Origin of the sequence: Citrobacter sp. Cpo090 (genome assembly GCF_030332665.1) — a bacterium.
GTDB lineage: Bacteria > Pseudomonadota > Gammaproteobacteria > Enterobacterales > Enterobacteriaceae > Citrobacter > Citrobacter portucalensis.
This window is the reverse complement of record NZ_JAOWHK010000037.1, coordinates 104,007-117,956: the sequence shown is the minus strand read 5'-3', so window position 1 is coordinate 117,956 and position 13,950 is coordinate 104,007. Positions and strand designations below refer to the sequence as shown.

The window sequence follows — 13,950 nt, the reverse complement described above, 5'->3', positions numbered from 1 at the left end:
GGCCTGTAGAGATAATAGGTGTCATCAAAGTATTGATAATCTATACCCGGACCACCCGGCGCCAGACGCGGGTCGTCAAAAGGATATGAACTCATATACAAATGGTCCTGCGCTGTGGAAATAAACGCCTGGTTATTGACCACCACCACTCTTTTTATTTCTTTTCCTTCAGGGCTGTCACGCATAACACCATCTGAGTTTCTCTCCAGCGCTGGGAAAGGGGCCATATATGTTGCTACCTGCCATGTTTGTCCGTAATCTTTAGATATTTTATATGCCCCAGGTTCCCATCGCGGTATAAGAATATACTTATCGGATGGATGAATATATACGCCGGAAAAGATCTGATACGTTGAATAAACGCCATCTACTAATTCCTTATGTATATTCCTCCTGGTATCATGATACCAAAGTGCACCTTCGCAATCGAAGCCCTTTAGTTCAAGATACCGGTTATCGTCATAACGATAAATAACTTGAGTTGGTACTTTTTTTGTACATGCAGTGATAGCGCATAGCGAAACCGCGCCGATTAATACTCTTATCGTAATTCCTGGTTTCATAATTCATCCTTAAACGTTAAGCGGTTTTGGCATATCCCATTGCAGATTGGGTGTCTCAGTATTATATATTCCATTATGTCTGGCAGGTTGAACCGTTGTTGAATGACAATATTCGTTAACCACGCCAAACTTCCCCTTCGGTAAAATATCATCCGGCCTGTTCATGAAACCTTTCGTCTGGTCTTTGTCCAACTTTCCAGTACAATAATAATCAACTGCTTTCTGAAAACCATTACGCTTCATACGCCAGTCTCCGCGCAGGAGTAGCTCGGTCCAGAATTCTCCGCAGCGGTGATCGAATGCCCCGCATATCCCCACCGCCAGATCGAAGGCCATCGCTTTTACGGGGGCATCTTTCGACATAACAATAGAGGAATGCTGGCTGTAACCAACCTGCTCTGATTGCAGCCATTCTTTTTGCAGCTCATCCGGCGTTTTTTCATAGATTAGCTGCACGGTTTTATTGTATCCCCCACCCAGAACAACGCCTTTGGTATATGGCTTACCATATTTTCTGGAGAACATCGCAAGTTCAGTGGGCGTTAATGCCTGGCCCGGCTGTAAATAATCGAAACCTGCGCCGCTGAGATTTTTGAAATCTGTCTCAGTGCGCGCAATAACCGTGGCTTTTGCAGAAAATGAGATGTCCTGATCGGGTGAACCTGGCGCTATCGAATATTTATACTGACTTCCCGCACCCTGTAACTGGTGTCTGAAGGTGACGGGGAGCTGCTCACCATTCACAACAACATCCGCAAATGTATATTGTCTGGTCGCCAGCGTATCCTGATCAAAACAACCCTTTTTTAACGCCGGCATTTCAAAAGGCACGCTCAGTGGGCTGCCGCCTATTTCCGGACCATTTTCGCAGAAAACCCGCTGGCGCAGATTGTCTATGCCGCTGGCAATGTTATGGGGGACTCCCCGCCAGCCCAACCCCTGGACGTTAAGTAATGAAACCACACTGTCATTGGGGCAAAAATAGTTATATACCTTGCCAAAGTTATTACGCGTATAGAGTTTATTCTTGCGCCATTGAGAATTGGTTTTACTCAGGCACAGCGCGCCTTCTAGTTCATCAATCTCGGCCTGCGTGTGATATTCCCCCTTGCCATATCTGGCGTTGGTCGCCATTAAATGACAGAAATTTTTAAACGTCTGCTGTCGGGCGCGATCCGTTTGATGATGTCCGGGCGTCATACCTTCAGCAGCCGTTTTTTCCAGTGCGTAGGGAGAATGATTAAGTATCACGCAGTCAGCGGGTTTCTCATTAGCCTGCATAACCAGCATATTGGCCAGCATAGTGATAATAGTCCCCTGGGAGTGCGCAACAATATTAATGGGATCGAATTTTGTTGCCGGTTCTCTTCGAATCGTCAGGATTAAATCAGCCAGCCGCTGCGCGGCAAAAAACTGATAAATACGGTGCGGATTATCATAAATAGGGTGCGTAAAATCCCCAGCATTCAGATGAAATGAAGCAAATCCTGCCGTAGCGTTCGCAGGGCCACCGGAGCCAGGGCCTAACATATCCGGAATAGTGGTTGTCGCATTGGCAAAGGTACCCCCGCCTTTGGCATACACATCGTCCAGCACGTTGCCAAAATTATCATTCTGATATTTCAAGGTGGTTTGGGGAATATGCCCCAGCTTTTCCAGCTTTGTGTTGTCATCTTCCTGATAGGCGTTGTAAGGCAGTTTTGCGGCGTCTCCTGATTTTGCCCGTTCTTCGCGATAACGCCGCTGGTCTTCTATATACGTCGCATGATCGACAGGTTTATATCCCCAATAAAATGGAATTACCGGGCTGCGTCCGGGCATTTTTACATTCTGCTGCTCGCCATCGCCCATATCCATTTTGTACTGCTGCCATTCATGCGGATACATATCCGTGCGGCCCATACGTTCATTCAGGCCAGCGATAATACCCTGCTCCTGATTCTGATAGGCCTCCCCCACATCGTTGACGCCGTGCACAAGGATCACAATACAGGGCATGGGATACTTAACGGGCACGTCGCAGACAGCCATTTTTCCGCCCGTTGATTTAGGCACGCCCTGTACACCGGTCGCCACCACCCGCGGATTAAAGGGACTGTTACTCATTTGGCAAAATCTCCATTTTCATTTCGTCCATTTCAGTCATATCCAATAACGGCGTCATTCCTTCATCGTCTGTGACGCCTTCAATGGTTTCACCTGATGCCTTAGTCAGTCTGAATTTTGTCTTTTTCAGAACATCGTCCGGGTTGCCAGAGCCATGTAATTTAATACGGCGATGAAACTGCTCCTCCTGAAAGACAGGGGTTTTATCTTTCGCCGACTCCGGTCCGCTCCAGTCAAGAGTGGTGCCTTTCAACTGCACTTTTGCGGGGGAGAATATTTTTACAGAGCCGTCTTCATTTATTCTGATACCGCCACCACCGCACAAAAGCTGGATATTCTTCCTGGCGCTGATGGTTACGTTGCCGTTCATACTCTGAATATGAAAATGCTTATCAGAAAGCAGGCCCATTTCGCCGCGCTGCGCCTGGACGGAAATATCATCTTTTGCGGCGATGATTTTGATTCCGATAGCTCTGCTGAAAAGTGACAGGCCCTGTCCAACGGCCATTGAGAGTTTTTTAAAGACGTTAAAACTGCCGTTGCTGGCGGCGTTTAGCGACAAATCTTTGTCTGCTGATATTGCCATCGTTTGTGGCGTAAGCAGGGCCATACCATGATCGGCGTAGGCCACCAGCCCCGAGCGGGTGAGCTGTTCAAGTGCGGCGTTAAGCTGCTGCTGCGGTCCAGGTTCGACATTTAACGCCTGCGCCGTCAGCGCACTTTGCTGAAGCGACGTTGCCAACGTAAGCGCGGCCTGAAGCTGCTGAACCACTGCGCTCATATCAAGCTGCTTGCCCTGGGCTTTTGGCTGCGCCTCGGTCGTGAGTAATATCCCCTTTGCCGCCCTCAGGACCGCCCGGTCATCGGTGCGCAGTTCTGCGCCTTCGCCGCGCGGTTTACCACCAGCATCAACAAGATGGCCCATATTCAACTGCGTTTTACCGTACTCGGTACTCAGTTTGACGTGTTCCTGCCCGCGCCGATCCTCCATCCGCAGCTTATTAAGACCCGCAGTGCGGATGACGTTGCGGGTATTGTTGCGACTGGTGACGGGGTCAGGCTTTGGAGCATGATGCAAGGCATGCGCAATGAAAGGTCTTTCCGGATCGCCGCCTTCAAATGCAATGGCGACCTCTGTGCCCTGGATGAGCGGAAAGTGATGACCATAAGTATCACCGGCATAAACCCGCGCCAGACGAACGGGCATGCTTTCATAACCTTGCCTGTGCTGGTCGAGGTCAAAATCAAACTTCACCCAATAACGCCCCTGCACATCGATGTGAGCATATTTGTCATTGTCTATTGATGATGAAACGATAGCGGGAACAGTACCCGCAATACGTGGCCGGGGTAGCGGCTGAGGTCGAAAACAGACGTTCTGGCTATAGGGAATACCGATAAGCCGGGACTGGAGCGCTGCATCGCGCCTCCCCGTCACCCGCATTGCCGTTACCACAAATCCAGAGGCGAAAGCATGTGGAATGGTACCGTCAATTTCCAGCACCATCCCCGGCACGATCGACGGACTGGTGGTCACACCGTTTAAAATGGACTGATTATTAAGAATAATTTCGTGATGCAGTTTGGCGTAAAACCAGCTGGATTCACCTGGCTGCGCCTCGGCAAATTGCGATCCCGGCTGATGATGGATATCCGCATAGCGATACTCTGTGCCATATGTCGTAGCCCTTTCCGCAGACACATCGGCGTCAGCATTTAGCATCAGCGAGTTTGCCAGCCTGTAATCAAAGTTCTTCGCCCTAACGTCTGCCGAGACAACATTGTGCTTTGATACCAAGTTATCGATCGAATAATCATTTGATGTCAGCCCGGCGTGGGAAGAGTGCATAATCTTTTGATCAAAAATGTACTGGCACTGTGAATCACTGAAGATAACCACCATAATGTGCGAAACAGCATGATGATTTGCGATCCTGAACCAGATCCCAACTTCTGACAGGATGCGGCTGATAAACGCTAAATCTGACTCCTCCCACTGAACAATCATTTCCCGGTTGGGATACATACAAACAAGATTATCAAAGTCGATTTCATAATCGGCAAAAGCATGTTCTTTGAGGATCTGCGTGACCAGTTTCGGCACATTTATGTTCAGGTAAATAGCCGAGCGCTTGTGTCGTGAGAGTAATGCCAGCTTATGCTCCAGCCTGATTTCGTACAGTGATTCATCCGCTGATGTACTAATAAGCGAAAATGACGTAATGACGCCTTCAATTTGCCGTTCATATAGCCACATCTCAGAACCCTGAATATATTTATTCCAGTTATGATTAGGTGCTCTGATTTGTAGCGAGCCTTCAATATTTAGAAGTGAATCAGGAGGGATGCTTTTTAGTTTTGATGTGAATTTGATTTTATAACTATATGGTTTACTTAAATTTTCATGACCTTCAATTGTTTCAACATCAAGCAACCCTAACTTACTCTCGCCCCTTACGGAGAATAAATACTTATTGATACTCTCCTCTGAAACTATACCTTCAAGATTATAGAAACCCGAACCTTTTTTCATTATCGCATCCCTTACCAAAAGAAAGTAATACATAAGAAATAAAGTCCAGTCAGCATATCAACAATAATAAAAAAAAGGTTATTTTTTTACTGGAAACAAATCTGGAAAGTGAAGTAATCATTATTAACCAAACGCTTAATATAATCCCAACATATAAATAAACGATTAACTGGCACGATTTTATATTCAATGAAATAATTTTTTAACAAAACGATTTATATTACGCTGCATTCGTTTTTTCACCATGATTGAAAAATCAAGCAGTCACATCCAAATGGTTCCAAAAACTGAGAGAGAACTAAAAAACAAAGCATTAACCCAATGATTTACAATAACATTTATAGAAATATTCTTTTTATTTATTTTTTTATTGAATAAATCACATCCTCCCATAAAAAAACACAATAAAATATAACTATTCCCTATTCTGCTGTGAGGGGAGAGGTAACTGGATTATGCCCATGTGTTCCCCAGGAAAGATTTTGGTTTTCTCCCTCTCCCTTTGAGAGAGGGCCGCATAAAGGTCATCTTATCAGCCACAGGAGAATCAATGAAACGCTCCGCAATAAACGAGATCCTTGGCCACACGCGCCAGTTTTTCTCTCAGCACGACGTGCATCTCCCCCCTTTTGCCAGCTTTCCCCCGACCCAATGGCGCAAGCTTGATGCCGCCGCCTGGAGCGAAGTGTTCGACCTTAAGCTCGGTTGGGATGTCACCGCGTTTGGCGGCAACAATTTTGCCGCGCAAGGGTTAACGCTGTTCACCCTGCGTAATGGCTCGCCGAAAGGCATGCCTTACGAGAAATGCTACGCCGAGAAAATCATGCATGTTCGCGATGCACAGGTCACGCCGATGCATTTTCACTGGCGCAAACGCGAAGACATTATCAATCGCGGTGGCGGCAATTTAATTGTGGAACTGTGGAATGCGGGAGTCCGGGAGCAAACGGAGGAGACCGACGTGAGCGTGGTGATTGACGGCTGTCGGCAAACCCATGCAGCGGGCAGTCAGTTGCGCCTGACGCCGGGTGAAAGCATCTGCCTGCCGCCAGGCCTGTATCACAGCTTCTGGGCGGAAGAAGGTTTTGGCGACGTGCTGGTCGGCGAGGTTTCTTCTGTTAATGACGACGACCACGATAACCACTTTCTGCAACCGATCGCCCGCTATAACGACATTGAAGAAGACGAACCGGCGCAGTTGGTGCTGTGTAACGAATATCGCCTGTTCCGCTAACCAAGGAGCGCATTATGCCGTTGATATCTCTTGCTGATGGCCTTGCCCATGCCCGTAAGCATCGCTATGCCTTAGGGGCGTTTAACGTTCTGGACTCACACTTCCTGCGCGCGCTGTTTGCCGCGGCAAAGCAGGAACGTTCGCCGTTTATCATCAACATCGCCGAGGTGCACTTTAAATATATCTCGCTGGATTCACTGGTCGAAGCGGTCAAATTCGAAGCCGCGCGGCATGACATTCCGGTGGTGTTGAACCTTGACCACGGCCTGCACTTTGAGTCGGTGGTTCGGGCACTACGCTTAGGGTTCAGTTCAGTAATGTTCGATGGCTCCACGCTGGAGTATGAAGAAAATATCCGCCAGACTCGCGAAGTGGTGAAGATGTGCCATGCCGTCGGCGTGTCGGTGGAAGCCGAACTGGGTGCGGTGGGCGGTGATGAGGGCGGCGCGCTGTACGGCCATGCCGACGAGTCGCTATTTACCGACCCAATGATGGCGCGTGATTTCGTCGACAGAACCGGGATTGACGCGTTGGCGGTCGCCATTGGCAATGCCCACGGCAAATACAAAGGCGAACCGCTGCTCGACTTCCCGCGTCTGGACGCCATTCGCCAGCAGGCGGCGATCCCGTTAGTACTGCACGGCGGCTCCGGCATCAGCGACGACGATTTCAGACGCGCAATTGAACTCGGCATTCACAAAATCAACTTCTATACCGGCATGTCGCAGACGGCGCTGTCGGCGGTAGAAACACGGATGGCGAATCGCCAGCCGCTGTACGACGAATTCGCCGAACTGCTGCTCGGCATTGAAGAGGCCATTACCGATACCGTTTCGGAACAGATGCGCATTTTTGGCAGCGCGGGACGGGTCTGATGGAACGCAAAGGCGTTATCGCCGCAGGCAACATGCTGGTCGATCACGTGCATCAAATTGTGCAGTGGCCGGAACGCGGTTGGTTGGCGGAAATCACCCGTAGCGAACGCGCCACGGGCGGTGCGCCGCTTAATGTGCTGCTGACGCTGGCAAAAATGCACACCGGACTACCGTTGCAGGCGGTGGGGTTAATCGGTCAGGACAGCGACGGCGACTACATCATGGCGATGCTGGAGCAGTATCACGTTAATCGCCAACACGTGCAGCGCACCACATTCGCCCCCACCTCGATGTCGCAGGTGATGACCGATCCCAGCGGTCAGCGCACCTTTTTCCACTCACCGGGTGCCAATCGGCTACTCGATCTGCCTGCGTTTGAGCAACTGGATACCTCGATGAAAATCTTCCATCTGGGATATCTGCTGCTGCTCGACAGTCTGGACATGCCGGATGGGGAGTACGGGACACGTAGCGCACGGCTGCTGGCGCAAATGCGCGACAACGGCTTTGAAACATCGCTGGATCTGGTCTCACGCAAGGGCGACCCGCGCTACCAACCACTGGTGATGCCAGCCCTGCGCCATCTCGACTATCTGGTGATTAACGAGCTGGAAGCCGGGGAGTTCAGCGGGCTGGAGATCCGCCAGCCCAACGGCGAACTGCATATTGCGCACATCGCCACCGCCGCACGCGAATTATTGGATGCAGGCGTACGCCAGCGGGTGGTTATTCACTGTCCGGAAGGTGCCTGGGGTGAAGCACCGGATGTGCCGGGCGTCTGGATCCCGTCGCAATACCTGGCGCAGGAGGAGATCGTTGGCAGCGTCGGGGCGGGAGATGCGTTTTGCGCTGGATTTTTGTATGGCTGTCATGAGCGCTGGTCACTGACGGACAGCGTCAGGCTTGCACACGCCTGTGCGCGGGCAAGCTTGCTGTGCGCGAATGCGATAGACGGTGCGAAGACGCTGGCAGAGTTAAAAGCAGAAATGGCTGACGCCTGATGCGCTGCGCTTATCAGGCCTACGTGCGCATCATTCGGAAATGTGCCTGATGCGCTGCGCTTATCAGGCCTACGGGGTCGTTATCGCTTTTGTAGGCCGGATAAGGCGTTTACGCCGCATCCGGCAACTGCACACGATCACGCCGCCTTATCGTGATGCTGCACGTCGGCGGCAAACACATAACCCAGCCCGCGCAGGGTTTTGATCAACATTGGCTGGTGCGGGTTGTTCTCTATTTTTCGCCGCAATCGCATGATTAATACGTCAATAGTGCGGTCAAACACCTCAACGCTGTCGCTGCGTGTCAGCTCCAGAAGTTGTTCCCGGCTCAGCACCCGGCGGGCGTTTTGCGCCAGCGCCAACAGCAGGCTGTATTCCCCCTGCGTCAACTCCACCTTCAGTTGTTGGGGATTATGCAGCTGGCAACCAGAGGTATCGAGATGCCAGCCATTAAAAGAAAGCCCCGTGGTTTGCGGGCCACCGCTTTCCGCCGTTAACACGCCGACGCGCCTGAGCACCGCCTTTACCCGCGCCACCAGCACCCGCGCATTGAATGGTTTACCGATATAGTCATCAGCCCCCATTTCCAGCCCGACAACCACATCCGATTCGCTGCCAAGCCCGGTCAGCATCACCACCGGTAATCCAGGTCTCAACTTTTGCACCTGTTGTAGCACCATCAGACCGTTAATATCGGGCAACATCATGTCCAGTAATACCAGAGCGATTTCCGGCTGAGTCGCAATGCAGCGCAGCGCCTCCTGCCCGGTGTGACAGGCGGTCACCGCAAAGACGTGTTCGCTCAGCACATCCTGTAAAAGCGTGCAGACAGCGATGTCATCATCCACAACCAGTATGGCTGGCTTCATTGTTTTTCCCCATTTCTGGCCAACTTAAATGAGTGTGATTGATTCTGCGCAGAGTGACAGCGATAAGGCACAAGGATGTGCGGGAAACATAACCTCGGTCACACTGCCGGGGCGTCACGTATTGGAGATTCGTCACGTCAAATATGACGACAGCCTGTTTTTCGTCAGGGTTTTGCGCAAAATTCGCCCGTAATATCGACTAATGCCCCTGATAAAAACATGGCATAAAAGATGCATAACAAAAGCGACAAGCGCGTATGCGCGATTTGATTAACTGGAGCGAGACCGATGAAAAAAGTCGTCACGGTTTGCCCATATTGCGCATCAGGTTGCAAAATCAACCTGGTGGTCGATAACGGCAAAATCGTCCGGGCTGAAGCGGCGCAGGGGAAAACCAACCAGGGTACCCTGTGTCTGAAGGGCTACTATGGCTGGGATTTTATCAATGATACCCAGATCCTGACCCCTCGTCTGAAAACCCCTATGATCCGTCGCCAGCGTGGCGGCAAACTGGAATCCGTTTCCTGGGATGAAGCGCTTGATTACGTCGCCAGTCGTCTGAGCGCCATCAAAGCGAAGTATGGCCCGGACGCTATTCAGACGACCGGTTCATCTCGCGGTACGGGTAACGAAACCAACTATGTAATGCAAAAATTCGCGCGCGCCGTTATTGGTACCAATAACGTTGACTGCTGCGCTCGCGTCTGACACGGCCCATCGGTTGCAGGTCTGCACCAATCGGTCGGTAACGGCGCAATGAGTAATGCTATCAATGAAATTGATAACACAGATTTAGTGTTCATCTTCGGGTACAACCCGGCGGATTCCCACCCGATCGTGGCGAATCACGTGATTAATGCTAAACGTAACGGGGCGAAAATCATCGTCTGCGATCCGCGCAAAATTGAAACCGCGCGTATTGCCGACATGCACATCGCGTTGAAAAACGGCTCGAACATCGCGCTGCTCAACGCTATGGGTCATGTCATCATCGAAGAAAAACTGTACGACCAGGCGTTCGTTGCCTCCCGTACGGAAGGATTCGAAGAGTACAGCAAGATCGTCGAAGGCTACACGCCGGAGTCCGTCGAAGATATCACTGGCGTTAGCGCGCAGGATATCCGTCAGGCTGCGCGTATGTATGCCTCAGCGAAAAGCGCGGCAATCCTGTGGGGCATGGGTGTTACCCAGTTCTATCAGGGCGTGGAAACCGTGCGTTCACTGACCAGCCTCGCAATGCTGACCGGCAACCTCGGTAAGCCGAGCGTGGGCGTTAACCCGGTTCGTGGCCAGAACAACGTTCAGGGCGCATGTGACATGGGCGCGCTGCCGGATACCTATCCGGGCTATCAGTATGTGAAAGATCCGGCTAACCGCGAGAAGTTCGCTAAAGCCTGGGGCGTGGAAAGTCTGCCTGCTCATACCGGCTATCGCATCAGCGAACTGCCGCACCGTGCAGCGCATGGCGAAGTACGCGCGGCGTACATCATGGGTGAAGATCCATTACAGACCGATGCTGAACTCTCCGCAGTGCGCAAAGGCTTTGAGGATCTGGAACTGGTCATCGTGCAGGATATCTTCATGACCAAAACTGCCGCTGCCGCAGACGTTATTTTACCGTCTACGTCATGGGGTGAGCATGAAGGCGTATTCTCCGCGGCTGACCGTGGCTTCCAGCGCTTCTTTAAAGCCGTTGAGCCGAAGTGGGATCTGAAAACGGACTGGCAGATTATCAGTGAAATCGCCACCCGTATGGGCTACCCGATGCACTACAACAACACCCAGGAAATCTGGGACGAGTTGCGTCATCTGTGCCCGGATTTCTACGGTGCCACTTACGAGAAAATGGGCGAACTGGGTTATATCCAGTGGCCTTGCCGCGACACCTCAGAAGCCGACCAGGGTACGTCTTATCTCTTCAAAGAGAAGTTTGATACCCCGAACGGCCTGGCGCAGTTCTTCACCTGCGACTGGGTAGCGCCAATCGACAAACTCACTGAGGAGTACCCGATGGTACTGTCTACAGTGCGTGAAGTCGGCCACTACTCTTGCCGTTCGATGACCGGTAACTGTGCGGCGCTGGCCGCGCTGGCGGATGAACCGGGCTATGCCCAGATCAACACCGCCGACGCAGAACGCCTGGGCATCCAGGATGAAGAGCTGGTGTGGGTGAACTCGCGTAAAGGCCGGGTCATTACCCGTGCGGCAGTCAGCGATCGTCCAAACAAAGGCGCGATTTACATGACCTACCAGTGGTGGATTGGCGCATGTAATGAACTGGTAACCGAGAACTTAAGCCCGATTACCAAAACGCCGGAGTACAAGTACTGTGCTGTAAACGTTGAACGCATTGCCGATCAGCGCGCTGCCGAGCAGTATGTCATTGATGAGTACACCAAGCTGAAAGCCAGCCTGCGCGAAAGCGCGATGGGTTAAGCTTCCCCTGACGGCCTCCATTCGGAGGCCGTTTTTTTATGCACATAATCTCTCTATACTGTTCATTCCCTACACTAAATCTAAATATAAGATGAAACGACTTTTCGCCTTGATGGTGTTAATGACATGCTTTGTCCATGCCGAAGAGCCCGGTAGTCAGTTTTTGAAAGCTGCCGAGTCCGGAGACCGCCGCGCACAATATTTCCTCGCTGATACCTGGTTTAGTTCAGGCGATTTGGGTAAAGCGGAATACTGGGCGCAAAAAGCCGCCGACAATGGTGATGCCGATGCTTACGCATTGCTGGCACAGATTAAGATTACCAATCCGGTCAGTCTGGATTACCCCGAGGCCAAAACGCTGGCGGAGAAAGCGACCCAGGCAGGCAGTAAGACCGGGGAAATTACGCTGGCGCGTATTCTGGTCAACACTCAGGCTGGACACACCGATTACCCCAAAGCCATTACCTTGCTGCAAAACGCCTCCGAGGACCTGGAAAACGACTCCGCCGTCGACGCGCAAATGCTGCTTGGGCTGATTTACGCCAACGGCGTGGGTATTCCCGCAGACGATGAGAAAGCGACGTGGTATTTCAAACGTAGCTCAGCCATTTCCCGCACCGGTTATTCCGAATACTGGGCCGGGATGATGTTCTTAAACGGTGAGCAGGGTTTTATCGTGAAGAATAAACAGAAGGCACTGCACTGGCTGAATCTGAGCTGTACGGAAGGATTCGATACCGGCTGCGAAGAGTTTGATAAGTTAACCAACGGGTAATGGTTTGCATTGCCGGATGAACGTAGCGCCATCCGGCAATCGGTCATTGATTACTGCGCGGTCTTCTCAAATTTACCCAATACTTCGCGCTCATAGGCCAGCGCTTTTTTGCGGTCAAATTTGTGTTCCCACTTGGCGATAACCAGCACCGCCAGCGCGTTACCCACCACGTTCAGCGCAGTACGCGCCATGTCGAGGATACGGTCAACACCGGCAATAAACGCCAGGCCTTCCAGCGGGATCCCCACGCTGCCCAGCGTTGCCAGCAGCACCACGAATGATACGCCCGGCACGCCAGCAATCCCTTTCGAGGTCACCATCAGCGTCAGCACCAGCACGATTTCCTGCCACAGCGACAGATCGATACCATACAGCTGCGCGATAAAGATCGCGGCAATACTCTGGTACAGCGTTGAACCATCAAGGTTGAATGAGTAGCCGGTCGGCACCACAAAGCTGGTGATTGAAGCCGGTGCGCCATAGGCTTCCATCTTCTCGATAATACGCGGCAGTACGCTCTCGGAGCTGGCAGTCGAGTAAGCCAGAATCAGCTCGTCTTTCAGAATGCGGATCAGGATCCAGATGCTCAAACCACAGATACGCGCGACAATCCCCAGCACCACCAGCGCGAAGAACAGGATGGCAAAGTGCACCAACAGCACCAGCTTCGCCAGCGGCCACAGGGAGGCAAAACCGAAGTTCGCAACGGTAACGGCAATCAGCGCGAAAACACCGACTGGCGCATAGCGCATGACCATGTGGGTCACTTTAAACATGGTTTCGGAAATAGAGCGGAACACGGTAACCAGCGGTTCGCGGTGAGTGGCTGGCAGGGAAGACAAACCTAAACCAAACAGCACCGAGAAGAAGATAATCGGCAGCATATCGCCTTTTGCCATCGAGGCGACGATATTGGTCGGCACCAGTGACAAAATCGTGCCCATCAGACCATGCGCGTGGCTTTGTACTTCTGCAGTCGTGCTTTGATATTTCGAAATATCCACGGTCGCCAGTTGCGACATATCAATCCCGGAACCCGGCTGGAACACATTCGCCAGCGTGATCCCAAGGATAATCGCCACGGTGGTGATCACTTCGAAATAGAGAATAGTTTTGGCGCCAATGCGGCCCAGCTGTTTTGCATCACCAACTCCGGCGATACCGACAACCAGCGTAGAGATGACAATGGGCACAACGATCATTTTGATCAGATGGATAAAGATATCGCCCGCCGGTGACAGCAGGTTTACAACCAGCCATTCACGGCTGTCACTATGGTAATGCAGGTAACTCCCTAGCAGAATACCCAGCACCATGGCGATTAGAATCTGCCATGCCAGGCTGACTTTCAAATTTTTCATAACAACGGACTTCCTCGATGGAGCGCTATTCCACATGCGGTGTGTGGGAATAGTACATACTGAAAGGGTATGATTTGTGTTGCGTTCGTTTATGGAGTTTTTTAACGCTTATTATCATTATCATCTGCATGGCATTCCGCGCAACCCTCTAAGAACAGGGCTTTTGGCTGAATTTATGCATAAAAATGCAATTTTGT

The 13,950-nt window shown here is 51.4% G+C and carries 10 protein-coding genes; 5 read left to right on the top strand and 5 right to left on the bottom strand.

Features of this window, described 5'->3' with window-relative positions; translation table 11 throughout:
* The 3 genes from OGY83_RS22435 to OGY83_RS22425 all read right to left on the bottom strand — a co-directional run.
* Positions 1-563: T6SS immunity protein Tli3 family protein (locus OGY83_RS22435; RefSeq protein ID WP_286636944.1), on the bottom strand; the 563-nt coding region annotated here is incomplete at its 3' end.
* A 9-nt stretch (positions 564-572) separates the two neighbouring features.
* Positions 573-2,669 carry a T6SS effector phospholipase Tle3 domain-containing protein gene (locus OGY83_RS22430; RefSeq protein ID WP_286636943.1) on the bottom strand — a complete coding sequence of 699 codons (2,097 nt, stop codon included), beginning with the start codon at positions 2,667-2,669 and terminating at the stop codon, positions 573-575.
* Entirely contained in the window at positions 2,662-5,202 is a 2,541-nt protein-coding gene (locus OGY83_RS22425; RefSeq protein ID WP_286636942.1) for a type VI secretion system Vgr family protein, read from the bottom strand. The genes OGY83_RS22430 and OGY83_RS22425 overlap by 8 nt, the downstream gene beginning before the upstream one ends.
* A gap of 550 nt (positions 5,203-5,752) precedes the next feature.
* Here OGY83_RS22425 and OGY83_RS22420 point away from each other — a divergent pair.
* From OGY83_RS22420 to OGY83_RS22410, 3 genes are read left to right on the top strand one after another with little or no spacing between them, the layout of a single operon-like run.
* Entirely contained in the window at positions 5,753-6,436 is a 684-nt protein-coding gene (locus OGY83_RS22420) for a D-lyxose/D-mannose isomerase (protein WP_079938984.1), read from the top strand.
* A gap of 14 nt (positions 6,437-6,450) precedes the next feature.
* Complete coding sequence (locus OGY83_RS22415; protein WP_286636941.1) at positions 6,451-7,311, top strand: ketose 1,6-bisphosphate aldolase; 861 nt, start codon at positions 6,451-6,453, stop codon at positions 7,309-7,311.
* On the top strand, positions 7,308-8,312 hold the full coding sequence (locus tag OGY83_RS22410; protein ID WP_286636945.1) for a carbohydrate kinase family protein: 1,005 nt from the start codon (positions 7,308-7,310) through the stop codon (positions 8,310-8,312). The genes OGY83_RS22415 and OGY83_RS22410 overlap by 4 nt, the downstream gene beginning before the upstream one ends.
* Before the next feature lie 137 nt (positions 8,313-8,449).
* Here the strand turns inward: OGY83_RS22410 and OGY83_RS22405 are convergent, their stop codons facing one another.
* Entirely contained in the window at positions 8,450-9,181 is a 732-nt protein-coding gene (locus OGY83_RS22405; protein ID WP_191213538.1) for a response regulator transcription factor, read from the bottom strand.
* 288 nt (positions 9,182-9,469) lie between these two features.
* On the opposite strand from OGY83_RS22405, the gene fdhF reads away from it, so the two are divergent.
* Both fdhF and yjcO read left to right on the top strand, forming a co-directional pair.
* A complete protein-coding gene (gene fdhF, locus OGY83_RS22400) occupies positions 9,470-11,617 on the top strand; it encodes a formate dehydrogenase subunit alpha (RefSeq protein WP_123269111.1) in 2,148 nt (715 codons plus the stop codon).
* A gap of 91 nt (positions 11,618-11,708) precedes the next feature.
* A complete protein-coding gene (gene yjcO / locus OGY83_RS22395) occupies positions 11,709-12,392 on the top strand; it encodes a Sel1 family TPR-like repeat protein YjcO (protein ID WP_148362562.1) in 684 nt (227 codons plus the stop codon).
* Between the two features lie 50 nt (positions 12,393-12,442).
* On the opposite strand, the gene gltP is transcribed toward yjcO, so the two are convergent.
* The gene (gltP, locus tag OGY83_RS22390) at positions 12,443-13,753 is read right to left on the bottom strand and encodes a glutamate/aspartate:proton symporter GltP (RefSeq protein ID WP_191213539.1); all 1,311 of its coding nucleotides are present in this window, start codon (positions 13,751-13,753) and stop codon (positions 12,443-12,445) included.
* Between the last annotated feature and the right edge of the window lie 197 nt (positions 13,754-13,950).

Bases quoted from the DNA above. Each gene is read 5' to 3' on its own strand.
- OGY83_RS22430 (WP_286636943.1), bottom strand. From the start codon at position 2,669: ATGAGTAACAGTCCCTTTAATCCGCGGGTGGTGGCGACCGGTGTACAG.
- OGY83_RS22425 (WP_286636942.1), bottom strand. From the start codon at position 5,202: ATGAAAAAAGGTTCGGGTTTCTATAATCTTGAAGGTATAGTTTCAGAG.
- OGY83_RS22420 (WP_079938984.1), top strand. From the start codon at position 5,753: ATGAAACGCTCCGCAATAAACGAGATCCTTGGCCACACGCGCCAGTTT.
- OGY83_RS22415 (WP_286636941.1), top strand. From the start codon at position 6,451: ATGCCGTTGATATCTCTTGCTGATGGCCTTGCCCATGCCCGTAAGCAT.
- OGY83_RS22405 (WP_191213538.1), bottom strand. From the start codon at position 9,181: ATGAAGCCAGCCATACTGGTTGTGGATGATGACATCGCTGTCTGCACG.
- yjcO (WP_148362562.1), top strand. From the start codon at position 11,709: ATGAAACGACTTTTCGCCTTGATGGTGTTAATGACATGCTTTGTCCAT.
- gltP (WP_191213539.1), bottom strand. From the start codon at position 13,753: ATGAAAAATTTGAAAGTCAGCCTGGCATGGCAGATTCTAATCGCCATG.